The following is an 18,798-nucleotide window of genomic DNA, read 5'->3' as shown; positions in this document are numbered from 1 at the left end:
AAGGGCAATACCCACAAGCGCGACACGGATGCTCGGCATATTTAAGGAAGATTCATGCACTGTCAACCCGACTACAAACACAAGGTTTACATCTGGTTAAAAAACATACAGACGTGTTTGCTCTGTGATGAAAGCACCCAAACAGACAAGTGCGTGTGCACTGCCTGCGAATCGCAATTGCCCTGGCTGACGGAACACTGCGAGGTGTGCGCCCTGCCGTTGCCCATGGACGGGTTGATCTGCGGCCAATGCCAGCGCCAGCCGCCGGCCTTTAAACAAGTGGTCGCGCCCTTCACCTTCAGCTTCCCCGTCGACACGATGATCACCCGTTTCAAGCATCAGGCCCGCTGGCCACTCGGGCATCTGCTGGGCCGCTTGCTGGGTCAGCACCTGCGCCATCGCCTGGACAACGCCGAACTCAGCCGCCCCGATTGCCTGCTGCCGGTGCCCATGGCGCGCAAACGCCTGCGCGAACGCGGTTACAACCAGGCGCTGATGCTCGCGCGCTGGCTCAGCGAGGAGCTGGGCATCGGCGTTGATGAACACCTGCTGCTGCGCCCCCAGGAAACCGTCGCGCAACAGGCGCTGGACGCCAAGACCCGCCGACGCAACCTGCTCGGCGCTTTCGCCCTGGCGCCCGGCGCGCTGGTGCAGGGCCGGCACTTTGCGCTGGTGGACGACGTACTCACCACCGGCGCCACCGCCCACAGCCTGGCGCGCCTGCTGCTGAGCGCCGGGGCGCGGCAGGTGGATGTGTATTGCCTGGCACGCACGCCCAAACCGGGCGGCTGACTTGACTCCCGCGCGCCAGCGCTGCAACGTCCGCTCATCTCAACGAAGCGTGTGCCCATGTCCCTGCCGACTTCCCTCAGCCAACACATTATCCGTCGCCCCCAGCGCATTGCCTTGCTGGGGCATATCGCCGAGCAGGGCTCCATCACCCGTGCCGCCAAGAGTGCCGGCCTGAGTTACAAGGCGGCCTGGGACGCCATCGACGAGCTCAACAACCTGGCGCAAAAACCGCTGGTGGAGCGCAGCGTCGGTGGCAAGGGCGGCGGCGGCGCCAAGCTGACGGCCGAAGGCGAGCGCGTGTTGCGCCTCTACCAGCGTCTGCAAATGCTGCAGGCCGAAGTGCTGGGTTCGGCTGAAGCCGCCAGTGACTTCAGCCTGCTCGGCCGCTTGATGCTGCGCACCAGCGCGCGTAACCAGTTGCACGGGCAAGTGATTGCCATCGAGCAGCATGGCCGCAACGACCTGATCCGCCTGCAACTGGCCGGCGGACTGACCCTGCAAGCGCAAATCACCCACGACAGCACGCAACGGCTGGAGCTGGAAATGGGCGTCGAAGTGGTCGCGCTGATCAAGGCCGGCTGGCTGGAACTGCTCGCTCCGGAACAAGCTGCAACACCTGGACACAATTGCATGGGCGGCAGCGTCGAGGCCATTCTCGCGGCCGAGGACGGCCCCAGCGAAGTGCGCATCGCCTTGCCCACTGGCCAGGTTTTATGTGCCCTGGCCCAGCCCGACGCACTCAAGGCCCTGGGTGCCGTCGAAGGCAAGACGCTCCAGGTGCAATTTGCGCCGAGCAATGTGCTGCTCGGCACACCGGTGTAGCAGCGCCCCGCCTTCAAACTGCAACAATTTCGTCACGCCCGCTCCTTAAGGTGTCTGCAAAAACCGCAGGGAGCCTGAGATGAGCCTATTAGAAGAAAACCAAGCCACCGACCTCGAGCAGATGGTCGGCCTTACCCGCCGCCGCTTTATCGGCGCCGGCGCCCTGTGCGGTGCCGCGATGTTCCTCGGCGGCAACCTGCTGAGCCGCAGCGCATTGGCCGTCAACGCCGCCACAGCCAGCCCGTTGCTGGGCTTTACCAGCATCGCCGCCGCCACCAGCGACGCCATCACCCTGCCGCCCGGCTACAGCGCCTCGGTGCTGATCAGCTGGGGCCAGCCGCTGCACAAGAACGCGCCGGCGTTCGACCCGTCCGGCAACGGCACCGCCAAGGCACAGGAGCAGCAGTTCGGTGACAACAACGACGGCATGAGCCTTTTCGCCTTCCCCGGCGACGATAACCGCGCGCTGATGGCGATCAACAACGAATACACCAACTATCGCTACCTCTTCGCCCACGGTGGTGCGCCGCAGTCGGCCGAAGACGTGCACAAGGCCCAGGCCAGCGAAGGCGTGTCTGTGATCGAAGTGCAGCGCAAAGGTGACAGCTGGCAGTTCGTCCAGGACTCGCGCTACAACCGCCGCATCCACGGCAACTCGCCGATCCGCGTGGGCGGCCCCGCTGCCGGCCACGCATGGCTGAAAACCGCTGCCGACAAGTCCGGCAAGCAGGTGCTGGGTACCTTTCAGAACTGCGCCAACGGCAAGACGCCGTGGGGCACTTACCTGACGTGCGAGGAGAACTTCACCGACTGCTTCGGCAGCAGCAACCCCCAGCAAAGCCTCGACGCCGGGCAGAAACGCTACGGCGTGGTGGCCGCCAGCAAAGACATCAACTGGCACCTGCATGACCCGCGCTTCGACATTGCCAAAAACCCCAACGAGCTCAACCGCCACGGCTGGGTGGTGGAGATCGACCCGTTCGACCCGCACTCCACGCCGGTCAAGCGTACCGCCCTGGGCCGCTTCAAACACGAGAACGCCGCCCTCGCCGAAACCCGCGACGGCCGCGCCGTGGTGTACATGGGCGATGATGAACGCGGTGAGTTCATCTACAAATTCGTCAGCCGCGACAAGATCAACCACAAGAATCCGAAGGCCAACAAAGACCTGCTCGACCACGGCACCTTGTACGTGGCGATCTTCGATGCAGGCGACGGCGATGTCGACCACCCCAAGGGCAAGGGCCAATGGGTTGAGCTGACCCACGGCAAAAACGGCATCGATGCCAACAGCGGTTTTGCCAGCCAGGCTGAAGTGCTGATCCACGCCCGCCTGGCCGCCAGCGTGGTGAAAGCCACGCGCATGGACCGCCCGGAATGGATCGTGGTCAGCCCCACCGACGGCCAGGTCTATTGCACCCTGACCAACAACGCCAAGCGTGGCGAAGACGGCCAGCCGGTGGGCGGCCCCAACCCGCGTGAAAAGAACGTCTACGGCCAGATCCTGCGCTGGAAGGCGGATGCCGATAACCACGGTGCCAACACGTTCAGCTGGGACCTGTTTGTGGTCGCCGGCAACCCCGGCGTGCATGCCGGCACGCCGAAAAGCGGTTCGTCGAATATCAACCCGCAGAACATGTTCAACAGCCCCGACGGGCTGGGGTTCGACAAAGCCGGACGCCTGTGGATCCTCACCGACGGCGACTACAGCAACGCGGGCGACTTCGCCGGCATGGGCAATAACCAGATGCTGTGCGCGGACCCGAGCACCGGTGAAATCCGCCGCTTCATGGTCGGACCGGTGGCCTGTGAGGTGACGGGGATCAGCTTTTCGCCGGATCAGAAGACCCTGTTTGTGGGGATTCAGCACCCGGGCGAAACGGGCGGTTCGACATGGCCGGAGCATCTGCCCAACGGCAAGCCGCGCTCGTCGGTGATGGCGATTCGGCGGGATGATGGTGGGGTCGTGGGCGCCTGATAGGCCGTCTTCGCGGGCAAGCCCGCTCCCACAGGTGGATGCATTCCAGCCTGGGGACGTGGGCGGATGTTAATTGCATCTGCGGGGTTGGTGGCGTCTGAGAGGTCGTCTTCGCGGGCAAGCCCGCTCCCACAGGTGAAAGCATTCCAGCCTGGGGACGTGGGCGGATGTTAATTGCATCTGCGGGGTTGGTGGCGGCTGAGAGGTCGTCTTCGCGGGCAAGCCCGTTCCCACAAGTGGATGCATTCCAGCCTGGGACATGGGCGGATTGGACGCCGGTTCATGCTGGAACTGGGTCAACTGTGGGAGCGGGCTTGCCCGCGAAGGCGTCCGCACAGCCACCACCTATCTCTGCCCGTGTGCGTTACCATACCCGGCCGGACGCGGCGCTCTGCTGCGCGCAGGAGTTCGCATGGCCCATCCGTTTGAAACACTCACCCCCGACCTGGTGCTCGACGCCGTCGAAAGCATCGGTTTCCTCAGCGATGCGCGCGTTCTCGCGCTCAACAGCTACGAAAACCGTGTTTACCAGGTGGGCATCGAAGACGCCGAACCGCTGATCGCCAAGTTCTACCGCCCCCAGCGCTGGACCAACGAAGCGATCCTCGAAGAACACCGCTTCACCTTTGAGCTGGCCGAGTGCGAAGTCCCGGTGGTTGCGCCGCTGATCCACAATGGCGAAAGCCTGTTCGAACACGCAGGTTTCCGCTTCACCCTGTTTCCTCGCCGTGGCGGCCGCGCGCCGGAGCCGGGCAATCTCGATCAACTCTATCGCCTCGGGCAATTGCTCGGCCGCTTGCATGCGGTGGGGGCCACGCACCCGTTCGAACACCGCGAAGCCTTGGGCGTGAAGAACTTCGGCCACGACTCCCTCACCACCCTGCTGGAAGGCAACTTCATCCCCAAGAGCCTGTTGCCAGCCTATGAATCGGTGGCCCGCGACCTGCTCAAGCGGGTGGAAGAGGTGTACAAGGCCACCCCGCACAAAAACATCCGTATGCACGGCGATTGCCACCCCGGCAACATGATGTGCCGCGACGAGATGTTCCACATCGTCGACCTCGATGACTGCCGCATGGGCCCGGCCGTGCAGGACCTGTGGATGATGCTCGCCGGCGACCGCCAGGAATGCCTGGGGCAGCTGTCAGAACTGATGGACGGTTACCAGGAATTCCACGACTTCGACCCGCGTGAACTCGCGCTGATCGAACCGCTGCGCGCCTTGCGCCTGATGCACTACAGCGCCTGGCTGGCACGGCGCTGGGATGACCCGGCGTTTCCCCACAGCTTCCCGTGGTTCGGCAGTGAGCGGTACTGGGGCGATCAGGTGCTGGCGTTGCGCGAACAGCTCTCGGCGCTCAACGAAGAACCGCTGAAACTGTTCTGACCGAAATGCCCCTGTGGGAGCTGGCTTGCCTGCGATGGCGTCACCTCGGCGTGCCTGATACACCGGGTTGCCTGCATCGCAAGCAAGCCAGCTCCACAGAAAAGCCAGTCCCACTGTCTGACAAAAATCCTTACAATCGCGCTTTGTTAGCTGCCTAAGCAAGGATTCTGCATGCACGCCGCCAACCCTCGCAAAGGGTACATTTTGGGCCTGAGCGCCTATGTCATCTGGGGTCTGTTCCCGCTCTACTTCAAAGCCATCGCCAGCGTACCCGCCGCCGAAATCATCGTGCACCGGGTGCTGTGGTCGGCGCTGTTCGGTGGCATGCTGCTGATGGTGTGGAAACACCCCGGCTGGTTCCGCGAACTGCGGGACAACCCCAAGCGCCTGGCGATCCTGGCCCTCAGCGGTTCGTTGATTGCGGGTAACTGGTTGACCTATGTGTGGTCGGTGAACAGCGGGCGCATGCTCGAAGCGAGCCTGGGTTACTACATCAACCCGTTGGTGAATGTGCTGCTGGGCATGCTGATCCTCGGCGAACGCCTGCGCCACCTGCAGTGGGTCGCCGTAGGCCTGGCAGCGGTAGGTGTAGCCCAGCAGGTGTGGCAGGTGGGCAGCTTGCCGTGGGTGTCGCTGGTGCTGGCACTGACTTTCGGGTTCTACGGCCTGATCCGCAAGCAGGCACCGGTCAAGGCGTTGCCGGGGCTGGTGGTGGAGACCTGGATGCTGGTGCCGATTGCGGTGGCGTGGCTGCTGTTCAATCCGTCGGCGCACAGTGCGCAGCTGGAATTCTGGAGCACGTCCGAAGCCTGGTGGCTGGTGGCCGCAGGCCCGGTCACGTTGATCCCGCTGGTGTGCTTCAACGCCGCTGCGCGGCATTTGCCCTACACCGCATTGGGCTTCCTGCAATACGTAGCGCCGACGCTGGTGCTGCTGGAAGCCGTGCTGCTGTTCGGCGAACATCTGGCGCAGAGCACGCTGATCGCCTTCGCCTTTATCTGGGCCGGCCTGGTGGTCTACAGCCTGGACGCCTGGATGAGCATGCGCAAACGCTGATCAAATAACGTACAAACCTCTGCAAGCCACGAATGGCGTGGCTTGCAGACATCCACCCCAAGGTTATCCACAACCTGATCCCCGCCATTTGTGCACAAGCCCTTGAAACTGCTCGTTTTTTGCTCAGGTCGCGAAGACGCACGCAGCGCGTGGCCTGGGGCCAGGTCTCTACAGGTTATCCACAGGCCCATGCAAGATTTCCATGCATAACCTTGTGCGTGGTTATTCCTCGTTGCGCAGTTCCACCATCAGGTCATCCGCCAGGGTTTCCAAGGATTCCTGCAACGCCTCCAGGGACAAGATCGAAGGCACCTGCAGCAGGGCCTCGGCGCTGAACAGCAGGTCACCGCTCATCGGCGCCGGGCGCACGTCGGTGCTCAAGCGCTCGAGGTTGACCCCCTGCTTGCTCAGCAGCGCCGTGATCTCGCGCACGATGCCCGAACGGTCATTGCCCACCAGCGTCATCAGGATCGGTTTGGACGCCGACGCCTGCCCGCTGCTGCCCTCGCCCACCAGCACCCGAATGCCGTGGGTGGACAAGTCCTCCAGCGCGGCCACCAGGGCCTGACGGCTTTCCGCCGGCACACTGACGCGCAGGATCCCGGCAAACTGTCCCGCCATGTGCGCCATGCGGCTTTCCAGCCAGTTGCCGCCGTGCGCCGCGATGTTCTGCGCGATGCGCTCCACCAGGCCGGGTTTGTCGGCGGCGATAATAGTGAGTACAAGATGGTCCATGGCGAATTCCTCAGATGTTGTTGTTTTCTGCAGGAGCCGGCTTTCCGGCGACAGCGGCCTGATCATCGCCGCAAGGCTCAAGGGCCTCATCGCTGGCAAGGACTAAGCGTCCCCCAGCTCTTACAAGGTGGACGCAGGCGTGGCTGAAAACAAATCGTGTACCATTTTTAGATTTATCTGGAACAATCTCATAGTTTTTTGAGAACATCCCGTTCTCCGCTGTGACCGTACGACCAAAGTGGGTCGCTAAACGACGTATTTAGTCTAATTTTCACAACCGCAAGTCATCATGTAGTATGCCCAACCGTGCACTACATAATGAAAATCTGAAACAGCGCATAAGCTCCGCAGAGTGAGGCAAGCAATGACTGAACACGTTCAAGTCGGTGGCCTGCAGGTCGCCAAAGTCCTGTTCGACTTCGTGAACAACGAAGCCATTCCCGGCACCGGCATCACTGCCGACCAGTTCTGGGCCGGCGCCGACAAGGTCATCCATGACCTGGCACCGAAGAACAAAGCCCTACTCGCCAAACGCGATGACTTCCAGGCGCGGATCGACACCTGGCACCAGACTCACGCCGGCCAGGCCCACGACCCGGTGGCCTACAAAGCCTTCCTGCAAGATATCGGATACCTGCTGCCAGAAGCCGCAGATTTCCAGGCAACGACCCAAAACGTCGATGACGAAATTGCCCGCATGGCCGGCCCCCAGCTGGTCGTGCCCGTGATGAATGCCCGCTTCGCCCTCAACGCCTCGAATGCGCGCTGGGGTTCGCTGTACGACGCGCTGTATGGCACCGACGCCATCAGCGAAGCCGACGGCGCCGAGAAGGGCAAGGGCTACAACAAGGTGCGTGGCGACAAGGTCATCGCCTTTGCCCGCGCCTTTCTCGACGAAGCCGCGCCGCTGACGGCCGGCAGTCACGTCGACTCCACCGGCTACAAGATCGTCGACGGCAAGCTGATCGTCAGCCTCAAGGGCGGCAGCAACAGCGGTCTGCGCGACGACGCCCAGTTGATCGGTTTCCAGGGCCCCGCGGCCGAGCCGATCGCGATCCTGCTCAAGCACAACGGCCTGCACTTCGAAATCCAGATCGACGCCAGCACCCCGGTCGGCCAGACCGACGCCGCCGGCGTCAAAGACGTGCTGATGGAAGCCGCGCTGACCACCATCATGGACTGCGAAGACTCCGTCGCCGCCGTCGATGCCGATGACAAAGTCGTGATCTACCGCAACTGGCTCGGCCTGATGAAAGGCGACCTGGCCGAAGAAGTGGCCAAGGGTGGCAAGACCTTCACCCGCACCATGAACGCCGACCGTGTCTACACCGGCGTGGATGGCCAGGACGTGACCCTGCATGGCCGTTCGCTGCTGTTCGTGCGCAACGTTGGCCACTTGATGACCATCGACGCGATCCTCGACAAAGACGGCAACGAAGTCCCGGAAGGCATCCTCGACGGCCTGCTCACCAGCCTGGCGGCGATCCACAGCCTCAACGGCACCAGCAGCCGCAAGAACAGCCGCACCGGTTCGGTGTACATCGTCAAACCGAAGATGCATGGCCCCGAAGAAGCTGCGTTCACCAACGAGCTGTTCGGCCGCATCGAAGACGTGCTGAACCTGCCGCGCAACACCTTGAAAGTCGGGATCATGGACGAGGAGCGCCGTACCACGGTCAACCTCAAGGCCTGTATCAAGGCCGCCAGCGAGCGCGTGGTGTTTATCAACACCGGCTTCCTCGACCGTACCGGTGACGAAATCCACACCTCCATGGAAGCCGGCGCGATGGTGCGCAAGGCGGCCATGAAGGCGGAAAAATGGATCGGCGCCTACGAAAACTGGAACGTCGATATCGGCCTGAGCACTGGCTTGCAGGGCCGTGCGCAAATCGGCAAAGGCATGTGGGCGATGCCCGACCTGATGGCCGCGATGCTCGAGCAGAAGATCGCGCACCCGTTGGCCGGTGCCAACACCGCCTGGGTACCCTCGCCGACCGCCGCGGCGCTGCACGCGTTGCACTATCACAAGGTCGACGTGTTCGCCCGCCAGGCCGAGCTGGCCAAACGCGAGCGCGCCTCGGTGGACGATATCCTCACCATTCCACTGGCGCAAAACACCGACTGGTCCGAGGAAGAGATCCGCAACGAACTGGACAATAATGCCCAGGGCATCCTCGGCTATGTCGTGCGCTGGATTGACCAAGGCGTAGGCTGCTCGAAAGTGCCGGACATCAACGATGTCGGCCTGATGGAAGACCGCGCGACGCTGCGTATCTCCAGCCAGCACATCGCCAACTGGCTGCGCCACGGCATCGTCAATGAAGCCCAGGTGCTGGAAAGCCTCAAGCGCATGGCGCCGGTGGTGGACCGTCAGAATGCCGGGGACCAGTTGTATCGCCCACTGGCACCGGATTTCGACAGCAACATCGCGTTCCAGGCAGCGGTGGAGTTGGTGATTGAAGGGACCAAGCAGCCTAATGGGTATACCGAGCCGGTGTTGCACCGTCGGCGTCGGGAGTTCAAGGCTAAAAATGGCCTGTAAATGAAAAAAGCCCTGGTCGTGAGATCGGGGCTTTTGATTTAGGCGTGTCACGCAGACATTTAATCGCCTGTAGCGACTGAAAAGTTTCCGTCGACGGCCACTGTCTTACCATTAAGCTCAAACGTGACATTCTCCACACTCACATCATGTTTGAAGTTCGGACCATTGAACTCAACCTTCACCGTGACTTTGCCGGCTTTAAGATAGCCGGGACCATATTGACCACCGTCTTTATCGTTGAGGTAGGCGAATAATAATGGAAACTCCCGAATATACGTCCCGCTCGGTAAGGCGGTCCCGTAATCAATTCGTGCGGCTAGGAAGTCACCATTATCGTAACTCTTAGAAAACCCGCCCCATGAGGTGGTCCCATATGCCTGAGTCTCAATGAGTTCTGGTGTCCCGTTGCGCGTAATCGTGATCGTGGCTGGGCCATGAGTACTGGATTTAGCGCCCTGTAATTCCTCTTTAGTGATATCAGACAGTTTTGTGCCCATGACTAAGCTCCTATACGTTTGAAGTGCTGGACGCCATTAGCGTTCCCAAACTCAGTAAATAGGAGCCATCACTCGATATCTACTGTCAACATTGACAGTTTTTTACGAACTCCGACCAAAAGCACGGCCTAGGACGCCATCCCCAATTCCCGCTTGACCATCTTCGCCAACTTCACGCTATCAATCGGCTTGAGCAAGAAGTCCACCACACTCAAATGCATTGCATCGATCACATCCGGGGCTTCGGCGTCTCCCGACATAATGATGATCGGCAACGCCGCACGGGTGGAACTGCGCACCTGGCGAATCAGTTCCAGGCCATTGCTGGGGGCCATGCGCAGGTCAGTGATAAGCAAACCGATGGAGCTGCTGGAGCTCAACAATTCCCACGCTGTCTTGCCGCTGTCGGCCGTCATGCAGCGAATACCGTCCAGGCCCAGGATCTCCGCCAGCAGTTCACGCGCATCCTTGTCGTCGTCAACAATCAACACGCGTTGTGGCGGTAAATCAGGCTCCAGCATCACGGCGCTCAGCGCCTCGCGCTCGGCATCACTCAAAATATCGTGGTCGGACATACAGTTCTCAGCAGTTCTCATCAATCTCCCAGCACACTCGTCAGACATCTGCGGAAGGGCGTTCAATGTGCACTTCGTCGGAAAGTTTGCCTAGTGGGCGTTCTACGGGGTTTGGACGATAGCCATGTAAGGTTTTTCCTTAGTTTTACGCCGTTTTCATCGACCTAGACTTACGTCCAATGGGCACCTGCCGCGCAGGAGTCGACCATGCAGGACGATAACGACAAAAAAATTGCGGTCATGTTATGAGTAAAGCTGATGCCTTCGCCCAAGCGGGGAAAACTGCTGTATTGCAGAACATCCACGGCACCCTGCAGTTCCTGCAACGCTTCCCACCGTTCAACCAGATGGAGCACGCACACCTGGCGTTCCTGGTGGAGCAGTGTCAATTACGCTTCTTCGGACCCGGCGAGAGCATCCTCAAACCGTCGGGCGGGCCGGTGGAGCACTTTTACATCGTCAAGCAAGGCCGCGTCGTGGGTGAACGGCCGGACTCGAAGCAAACCACCTTCGAAATCACCGCCGGCGAGTGCTTCCCCCTCGCCGCGCTGTTGGGCGAGCGGGCCACACGGACCGAGCACAAGGCCGCCGAAGACACCTTTTGCCTGCAACTGAACAAGCCGGCCTTTATCAAGCTGTTCGCCCTTTCCAGCCCGTTTCGCGACTTTGCCCTGCGCGGCGTCAGCAGCCTGCTGGACCAGGTCAACCAGCAGGTGCAGCAAAAAGCCGTGGAAACCCTCGGCACCCAATATTCCCTGAACACCCGCCTGGGCGAGTTGGCCATGCGCCACCCGGTCACCTGCAGCCCGCAAACGCCGCTGCGTGAAGCGGTGACGCTGATGCACGAGCAACAAGTCGGCAGCATTGTGATCGTCGATGAACACAAGGCGCCGCTGGGGATTTTCACCCTGCGCGATTTGCGCCAGGTGGTGGCCGATGGCACCAGCGATTTCAGCCAGGGCATCGACGCCCATATGACCCAGGCGCCGTTCTTCCTGACCCCGGACCACAGCGCGTTCGACGCTGCCATCGCCATGACCGAACGGCATATCGCCCACGTGTGCCTGGTGAAGGAAAAGCGCCTGTGTGGCGTGGTGTCCGAGCGCGACCTGTTTTCCCTGCAGCGGGTCGACCTGGTGCACCTGGCACGCACCATCCGCAACGCGCCCCGGGTGGAGAACCTGGTGGCGATTCGCGGCGAGATCGGCCAGTTGGTCGAGCGCATGCTGGCCCACGGCGCGTCGTCGACGCAGATCACCCACATCATTACGCTGCTCAACGATCACACCGTGTGCCGGGTGATCGAGCTGACCCTGGCGGAAAAAGGCGACCCAGGCGTGCCCTTCAGTTGGCTGTGTTTTGGCAGCGAAGGCCGCCGCGAGCAGACGCTTTTCACCGACCAGGACAACGGCATCCTGTTCGACGCCAAGGACGCCGTCGAGGCTGCGACCCTGCGTGGGCGCCTGCTGCCCCTGGCGCAGCAGATCAACCAGAGCCTGGCGCTGTGCGGCTTCAGCCTGTGCAAGGGCAATATCATGGCCGGCAACCCCGAGCTGTGCCTGTCACGGGCCGAATGGGCGCGGCGCTTCGGCGCGTTTATTCGCGAGGCGACGCCGGAGAACCTGCTGGGTTCGAGCATCTATTTCGACCTGCGCGTGGTGTGGGGTGATGAGCGCGGCTGCGAACAACTGCGCCAGGGCATTCTCGATCAGGTCGCGGATAACCGCCTGTTCCAGCGCATGCTGGCGGAAAACGCCTTGCGCCAGCGCCCACCTGTAGGACGTTTCCGTGATTTTGTGCTGTCGCGCAAAGGTGCGGAAAAAGCCACCCTCGACCTCAAGGTCCAGGGCTTGACGCCCTTCGTCGACGGCGCGCGATTGCTCGCCCTGGCCAATGGCATCCACGCCAATAACACCCTGGAGCGCCTGCGCCAGTTGGTGGTCAAGGAGGTGATCGAGCCGCTCGACGGCGCCGCCTACGAAGAGGCCTACCACTTCATCCAGCAAACCCGCATGCAGCAGCATCAGTTGCAGACCCGGGAAAACCAGCCGTACTCCAACCGCGTCGACCCTGACAGCCTCAACCACCTGGACCGCCGCATCCTGCGTGAGTCCCTGCGCCAGGCCCAGCGCCTGCAAAGCAGCCTGACCCTGCGGTACCAGCTGTGAGCCTGTTCGGCTGGCTGCGCGCGGCTAAACCCGGGCTCGATGCCGCGCAGCAACAGCGCCTGGCGCAATTGCCCAAGCCTGCGGCCCTGGGCGACGGTCCGCTGCGCAGTCAGCGCTGGGTGGTGGTGGACCTGGAAACCAGCGGCCTGAACCTCAATCGCGACCAGGTGCTGTCGATCGGTGCAGTGGTCATCGAGGACGGCGCGGTGGATTTCTCCCAGTTGTTCGAGCGCACCTTGCACCGCGCCGACACCAAGCTCAGCCCCAGCGTGCTGATCCACGGCCTGGGGCCCAGTGCAATTGCCGCGGGCAGTGATCCGGTGGAAGCGCTGCTAGATTTCATGGCGTTTGTCGGCGACAGCCCGCTGCTCGCGTTCCACGCGCCATTCGATCAGCACATGCTGTGCCGGGCGCTCAAGGACAGCCTGGGCTATCGCCTGGCCCACACGTTTCTGGATGTGGCCGACATCGCCCCACTGCTGTGCCCCGAAGCGCACATCCGTGAAGCCGGGCTGGATGACTGGATCCATCACTTCAACCTGCAGGTGGGCGAACGCCATCATGCCAGCGCCGACGCCTTGGCCACGGCGGAGCTGATGCTCATCCTGTTGAGCCGTGCGCGCCAGCAGCAGATCGACACGCCCCAGGCGCTGCAAGAGCGTTTGAGCCAATGGAAACGGCGCAAACAGGCGCCATCGTTTTAATCTCATCTCCCGACAGACGCCAATTGCGCCCACCCCACGCCTCTGACACAATCGCGAATAATTCTCGTTAGTTTAAACCTCTTGTTTATTCGGTGATGCCTTGTCGTCGGTCCAGAACCCACACAGTGAGCTTGTTGGCGCGTTATATCGCGACCATCGTGGCTGGCTGTTGGCCTGGCTGCGGCGCAATGTGGCCTGCCCGAGCCGCGCCGAGGACCTGAGCCAGGACACCTTCATGCGCCTGCTCGGCCGTGACGAGTTGCGCGCACCCCGCGAGCCGCGTGCCTTCCTGGTAGCAATCGCCAAAGGGTTATTGTTCGACTACTTCCGTCGCGCAGCGCTGGAACAGGCGTACCTCAGCGAATTGATGCTGATCCCGGAAAGCGAACACCCATCGCCCGAAGAACAGCAGTTGATCCTCGAAGACCTCAAGGCCATCGACCGCCTGCTCGGCAAGCTGTCGAGCAAGGCCCGCGCGGCCTTCCTCTACAACCGCCTGGATGGCCTGGGCCACGCGGAAATCGCCCAGCGCCTCGGCGTCTCCGTGCCGCGCGTGCGCCAATACCTGGCCCAGGGCATTCGCCAGTGCTACATCGCCCTGTATGGCGAGCCGCTGTGAGCGTGATCAGTTCCAAACCCGTGTCGGCCCGTGTGCTGGATGCGGCGATCGCCTGGCAACTGTCGCTGGATTCCGGCGACGGCAGCGCGGTGGAGCGCGAGGAATTCGATAAATGGCTGGCCAGCGATGAAGAGCACGCCCGCGCCTGGCGCCAACTGGGCATGCTCGACCAGCGCTTCAGCGTAGCTTCGGGCCCGGCGCGGGTGGCGTTGCTGCAGTCGCGCGAGGGCATCCGCCAGCGCGTGCGCAAACTCGGCAGCGGCCTGGCGAGCATTGCGCTGGTGTGCGGCCTGGCGCTGTTCGCCGGCGAACGCTACGTGCCGATCCACTATTGGCTGGCCGACCAACGCACGGCCACCGGTGAACAGCGCACGCTGAAACTGGCGGACGGCACGCTGATCAACCTCAATACCCACAGCGCCATCGACGTACGTTTCGATGACAAGCGCCGGCTGATTGTGCTGCAGGAAGGCGAAATCCTCGTCGAAACCGGCCACAACGATGCGCGCCCGTTCTACGTGCAAACCCGCGACGGCAACCTGCGGGCGCTGGGCACGCGGTTTATCGTCAAGCGCGAAGACCACGCCACGCGCCTGAGCGTGCTGCAGTCGGCAGTGGGCGCCCAGCCCGAGGCATTGCCGCAGGAACAGATCTTCAAGGAAGGCCAGCAAGTGCTGATGCGCAGTGACCGCCTTGGCCCTGCGCTGGCCGTCACCCCCGCTACCGATGCGTGGACGCGCGGCATGCTGGTGGTCGAAAACGCCCGTCTCGGCGATGTGGTGGCCGAGCTTGGCCGCTACCGCACCGGTCATTTGGGTGTGGATAAAAACGTGGCGGACCTGCGCATCACCGGCAGCTTCCCGTTGCACGACACCGACCTGGCCCTCAACGCGCTGCTGCCGACCCTGCCGGTGCAGATCCAGCAGCACACGCCGTGGTGGGTGACGGTGACCGCCAAGCCTTAGCTCAGGCGGGGCCCTCAAACCCACCACAAAAAATATTTTGATCCTGCCCTATCACTTTTCGATTCTCGCTCGGCACATAGGCAATTGCGAATTACTTCCATTCAGGAGCCGCCCTATGTCCCGCACGCTAGACACCTTGTTGCGCCCCAGCCTGTTAGCCGTGGCGATTGCCCTTTGCACGCCGCTGGCGAGCACCGCGCTGATCGCCGCCGAGCAGTCCTCCAGCGTGCGCGCGTACAATCTGCCGGCTGCGCCGCTGTCCAGCACCCTGAACCAGATCGCCAGCCAGGCCGGCCTGGCCTTGACCCTCAACCCGGCGTTGGCATCGGGCAAGACCTCGGCGCCGGTCCAGGGCCAGTTCGATGCCCCGGGTGCGCTGCGTGAGGCACTGCGTGGCACCGGGCTGCAGCTGGAGCAAAGCAGTGCGGGGACTTATTCCCTGGTGGCGATCCCGGAAGGCGTGATGGCGCTGCCGGTCACCAACATCACCGGGCAAGAGGGCAACCAGGAAAGCGCCTGGGGCCCGGTGCAAGGCTACCTGGCCACACGCACCGCCGCCGGCACCAAGACCGACACCGCCCTGGTGGAAGCGCCGCGCTCGATCTCCGTGGCGACCCGCGAGCAGATGCAGGACCGCAACGTGCAGAACCTGGATGACGCGGTCAAATACATGCCCGGCATCGTGTCCGCCAGCTACGGCAGCGACACCCGTTATGACTGGATGCGCGTGCGCGGCTTCGAACCCACTCAGTTCCTCGACGGCCTGCCCCTGCCGCGCGGCGTGTATGCCAACCCCAAAGCCGAGACCTGGAACCTCGACCGCATCGCCCTGCTGCGCGGCCCGGCCTCGTCGGTGTATGGCCAGACCCCGCCAGGCGGCCTGCTGGACATGGTCAGCCGCCGTCCCAGCGCCGAATCGAGCAATGCCATCCAGGTGCAATACGGCAGTGACAACTACCGCCAGATCAACTTCGCCAGCACCGGCAAGATCGACGATGAAGGCCAGTTCCTCTATGGCGTCAGCGGCGTGGTGCGCGATGCCGGCACCCAGGTCGACCACATCGACAACAAGCGCTACAACATCGCGCCGAGCCTGACCTGGAACATCGACACCGACACCAAGCTTACCCTGCTGTCGCAGTTCACGCGTGACGATACTGGCACCACCAGTCAATTTCTGCCGATCCAGGGCACCAAGATCAAGCTCCCCCAAGGCGAGGTTTCCCACCACAAGAACCTCGGCGACCCCGACTATGAGTTCTACGACCGCACCTACTACGCCCTGGGTTATGCGTTCGAGCATCGCTTCAACGATACCTGGCAGTTCAAGCAAAACCTGCGCTATACCAAGTCTGAGCTGTCGTTCCAGCAACTGACGGTCGGTTCCTATATCTACTCCCCGGCTGACGCCAACGGCAATATCAGCCGCTCGAGCACCAACGTTGACGAGGACATCGGCCAGTTCGCAGTGGATAACAATTTCCAGGCTGACTTCGCCACGGGCGACATCACCCACACGGTACTGCTGGGCCTGGACCACCAGCGCACCGACACCTCCTTCCGGACGATCTACGGCACGGCGTCGAACATCAATATCTTCAACCCGATCAACACCGTGCCCACCCTGCGCCCGACGGACGTCACGCCGTACTACGACTACAACCAGAAAACCATCCAGACCGGCCTCTACGCACAAGACCAGATGGCCCTCGACAACTGGCGCCTGACCCTGGGTGGGCGTGAGGACTGGGTGCATCAGGGCACCACCTACTTCAACAAGCTGGACGCGACCAACACTGACCGCAGCAAAAACTTCAGCGGCAACGCGGCGCTCAGCTATGTGTTCGATTCGGGCTTCGTGCCCTACCTGTCGTACGCCGAGTCGTTCCAGCCGGCGAGCAATGCCAGCGTCGACCCCGTCAAGTCGTACAAGCCCACCGAGGGCAAACAATGGGAACTGGGGATCAAGTACCAGCCACCTGGCTCCAATACGCTGCTGAGTGCGGCGGTCTACGACTTGACCCAGAAAAACGTGCTGGTGACCCGGATCGGCGCGGGTAACCAATCGATCACCGACCAGGCCGGCGAAGTGAAGGTCAAGGGCCTGGAACTGGAAGCAGTGTCCGATGTGACCGAAAACCTCAAGGTCATCGCCGCCTACACCCTGTCCAAGTCCGAAGTGCAAACCGGTATCTACAAAGGCAACCGCCTGCAACTGATCCCCAACCAGCAAGCCTCGCTGTGGACCGACTACACCTGGCACACCGGTGTACTCGATGGCTTCGGCATCGGCTTCGGCGCGCGCTACACCGGCAACACTTATGGCGACCAAGGCAACACCTGGACGGGCAAGGCCAACGCCTACACCGTGTTCGACGGCGCGGTGCACTACGACCTCGGCCGCCTGGACAACAGCCTCAAAGGCGCCTCGGTGAAACTCAACGCCACCAACCTGTTCAACAAGGACTACATTTCCACCTGCGATGGCTCCTACTGCTACTTCGGCGACCAACGCAGCGTCGTCGCCAGTGCCACCTACCAGTGGTAATCGACTGAGTTAACCATCAGGCCGTCCTCCCGGGCGGCTTTGGTGCGCCTGAAGGCTGGAAAATGAAAAGTAAAACCATCCGCCGCTGGTCCTTTATCCACACCTGGAGCAGCCTGGTCTGCACGGTATTCCTGCTGCTGCTCGCCCTGACCGGGCTGCCGCTGGTGTTCCACCACGAGATCGATCACCTGCTGGGCAACGAGCCAGAACTGGCGCAGATGCCCGCCGATACGCCGCAGCTCAACCTTGAACAGCTGGTGGCCAAAGCGCAGGCCCATCGCCCTGGCGAAGCCATGCAATACCTGGCGTGGGACGAGGACGACAAGAACGGCGTGATCGCGATCATGGCTGCGACGGCCGGCACCGAACCCAACTCGTCGCACACGTTCATGCTTGATGCGCGCACCGGCGACGCTGTCGAAATGCCGTCCGCGAACGGCGGGCTGACCCTGTTCCTGCTGCGCCTGCATGTGGATATGTTCGCCGGCCTGCCGGGCAAGTTATTGCTGGCGTTCATGGGCATTCTGTTTGTGCTGGCCATCGTGTCGGGCACGGTGCTGTACTTGCCTTTCATGCGCCGCTTGAAGTTCGCCACCGTGCGCCAGGACAAATCCACCCGCCTACGCTGGCTCGACCTGCACAACCTGATCGGCGTGGTCACCCTGACTTGGGCGCTGGTGGTGGGCGTCACCGGCGTGATCAGCGCCTGTGCCGACCTGATCATCGCAGCCTGGCGCCAGGACAGCCTCAGCGCCATGATCGAGCCGTACAAACATGCCCCGCCGCTGACCCAGCGCGCGCCCGCCACCGAGCTGCTGAGCATTGCCGCCGAGGCCGCGCCCGGCATGCAGCCGGATTTCATTGCCTTCCCCGGCACGCGCTTTTCCAGCGAACACCACTACGCGGTGTTCATGAAGGGCAGCACGCACCTGACCTCCCACCTGCTGACGCCGGTGCTGATCGACGCCAGCACCCTGGCCGTCACCGCCATCGCCGAACGGCCGTGGTACATGGACGCCATGGGCATGTCCCAGCCCCTGCACTTTGGCGATTACGGCGGCATGCCGATGAAAGTCCTCTGGGCGGTACTGGATGTGCTGACCATCATCGTGCTGATCAGCGGGATTTACCTGTGGATCGTCAGGCGCAAGGCGGGCAAGGCATGAAGCCACGGCAGTCGAGTTTCTGGAAAGTGTTTGGCATTCCGCTGGGGATTGGCCTGCTCAGCGCCGCCGGGTTATTTGCGGCGTTGCTGGGGGATGGGTGGTGGGATTCGCTCAGTTGGGTGGGGCTTGGGATACCTGCGGTGATCGGTGTATGGGCCCTCCTGCGGAAGCCGGCTTGCCGGCGAAAACCCTGAGAGTACCGCGTCAAATCTGATGCACTGCGCTATCGTAAGCGTCCTTCGCG

17 protein-coding genes are annotated in these 18,798 nt (G+C 62.3%); 13 read left to right on the top strand and 4 right to left on the bottom strand.

Translation table 11 applies throughout. The features are described from left to right. The first annotated feature begins 54 nt into the window (after positions 1–54). The 5 genes from NTD80_RS14085 (at position 55) to rarD (ending at position 6,035) form a co-directional block, all read left to right on the top strand. Positions 55–792: a ComF family protein gene (locus NTD80_RS14085; RefSeq protein WP_262134072.1), complete on the top strand. Its 738-nt coding sequence runs from the start codon at positions 55–57 to the stop codon at positions 790–792. Between the two features lie 57 nt (positions 793–849). Continuing rightward, positions 850–1,614 carry a TOBE domain-containing protein gene (locus NTD80_RS14080; protein WP_262134071.1) on the top strand — a complete coding sequence of 255 codons (765 nt, stop codon included), beginning with the start codon at positions 850–852 and terminating at the stop codon, positions 1,612–1,614. A gap of 79 nt (positions 1,615–1,693) precedes the next feature. Then, positions 1,694–3,592: a PhoX family protein gene (locus NTD80_RS14075; RefSeq protein WP_262134070.1), complete on the top strand. Its 1,899-nt coding sequence runs from the start codon at positions 1,694–1,696 to the stop codon at positions 3,590–3,592. 412 nt (positions 3,593–4,004) lie between these two features. Beyond that, positions 4,005–4,979: a serine/threonine protein kinase gene (locus NTD80_RS14070; protein WP_262134069.1), complete on the top strand. Its 975-nt coding sequence runs from the start codon at positions 4,005–4,007 to the stop codon at positions 4,977–4,979. Between the two features lie 171 nt (positions 4,980–5,150). Further along, positions 5,151–6,035, top strand: a complete 885-nt coding sequence (gene rarD, locus NTD80_RS14065; RefSeq protein ID WP_262134068.1) for an EamA family transporter RarD — start codon at positions 5,151–5,153, stop codon at positions 6,033–6,035. A gap of 222 nt (positions 6,036–6,257) precedes the next feature. Here the strand turns inward: rarD and NTD80_RS14060 are convergent, their stop codons facing one another. Both NTD80_RS14060 and NTD80_RS14055 read right to left on the bottom strand, forming a co-directional pair. Then, positions 6,258–6,770, bottom strand: a complete 513-nt coding sequence (locus NTD80_RS14060) for a glycine cleavage system protein R (protein WP_262134067.1) — start codon at positions 6,768–6,770, stop codon at positions 6,258–6,260. Positions 6,771–6,780: 10 nt separating this feature from the next. Further along, positions 6,781–6,978, bottom strand: coding sequence for a hypothetical protein (locus NTD80_RS14055; RefSeq protein WP_262134066.1), 198 nt, complete (start codon positions 6,976–6,978; stop codon positions 6,781–6,783). 156 nt (positions 6,979–7,134) lie between these two features. Between NTD80_RS14055 and NTD80_RS14050 the strand changes: the two genes are divergently transcribed. Then, the gene (locus tag NTD80_RS14050; RefSeq protein WP_262134065.1) at positions 7,135–9,312 is read left to right on the top strand and encodes a malate synthase G; all 2,178 of its coding nucleotides are present in this window, start codon (positions 7,135–7,137) and stop codon (positions 9,310–9,312) included. 59 nt (positions 9,313–9,371) lie between these two features. Here the strand turns inward: NTD80_RS14050 and NTD80_RS14045 are convergent, their stop codons facing one another. Continuing rightward, complete coding sequence (locus NTD80_RS14045; protein ID WP_262134064.1) at positions 9,372–9,809, bottom strand: hypothetical protein; 438 nt, start codon at positions 9,807–9,809, stop codon at positions 9,372–9,374. 128 nt (positions 9,810–9,937) lie between these two features. Then, on the bottom strand, positions 9,938–10,384 hold the full coding sequence (locus NTD80_RS14040) for a response regulator (protein ID WP_116626721.1): 447 nt from the start codon (positions 10,382–10,384) through the stop codon (positions 9,938–9,940). 245 nt (positions 10,385–10,629) lie between these two features. On the opposite strand from NTD80_RS14040, the gene NTD80_RS14035 reads away from it, so the two are divergent. The 7 genes from NTD80_RS14035 (at position 10,630) to NTD80_RS14005 (ending at position 18,748) form a co-directional block, all read left to right on the top strand. Next, positions 10,630–12,552: a putative nucleotidyltransferase substrate binding domain-containing protein gene (locus NTD80_RS14035; protein WP_262134063.1), complete on the top strand. Its 1,923-nt coding sequence runs from the start codon at positions 10,630–10,632 to the stop codon at positions 12,550–12,552. Continuing rightward, positions 12,549–13,256 (top strand): PolC-type DNA polymerase III, encoded by a 708-nt coding sequence (locus NTD80_RS14030; RefSeq protein ID WP_201146018.1) that lies wholly within the window; start codon positions 12,549–12,551, stop codon positions 13,254–13,256. The genes NTD80_RS14035 and NTD80_RS14030 overlap by 4 nt, the downstream gene beginning before the upstream one ends. A gap of 100 nt (positions 13,257–13,356) precedes the next feature. Beyond that, complete coding sequence (locus NTD80_RS14025; RefSeq protein ID WP_065904725.1) at positions 13,357–13,875, top strand: RNA polymerase sigma factor; 519 nt, start codon at positions 13,357–13,359, stop codon at positions 13,873–13,875. Continuing rightward, positions 13,872–14,840, top strand: a complete 969-nt coding sequence (locus NTD80_RS14020; RefSeq protein WP_262134062.1) for a FecR domain-containing protein — start codon at positions 13,872–13,874, stop codon at positions 14,838–14,840. Before NTD80_RS14025 ends, NTD80_RS14020 begins: the two co-directional genes overlap by 4 nt. Positions 14,841–14,955: 115 nt before the next feature. Continuing rightward, on the top strand, positions 14,956–17,388 hold the full coding sequence (locus tag NTD80_RS14015; RefSeq protein WP_106802452.1) for a TonB-dependent siderophore receptor: 2,433 nt from the start codon (positions 14,956–14,958) through the stop codon (positions 17,386–17,388). A gap of 62 nt (positions 17,389–17,450) precedes the next feature. Then, positions 17,451–18,554 (top strand): PepSY-associated TM helix domain-containing protein, encoded by a 1,104-nt coding sequence (locus NTD80_RS14010; protein ID WP_262134061.1) that lies wholly within the window; start codon positions 17,451–17,453, stop codon positions 18,552–18,554. Then, entirely contained in the window at positions 18,551–18,748 is a 198-nt protein-coding gene (locus NTD80_RS14005; RefSeq protein ID WP_262134060.1) for a DUF4175 domain-containing protein, read from the top strand. The genes NTD80_RS14010 and NTD80_RS14005 overlap by 4 nt, the downstream gene beginning before the upstream one ends. The last annotated feature ends 50 nt before the right edge of the window (positions 18,749–18,798 follow it).

The sequence above is a fragment of the Pseudomonas sp. 13B_2.1_Bac1 genome, from assembly GCF_025466155.1.
GTDB lineage: Bacteria > Pseudomonadota > Gammaproteobacteria > Pseudomonadales > Pseudomonadaceae > Aquipseudomonas > Aquipseudomonas aylmerensis.
The sequence above is the reverse complement of the archived record's forward strand: the minus strand, read 5'-3'. Positions and strand labels throughout refer to the sequence as shown.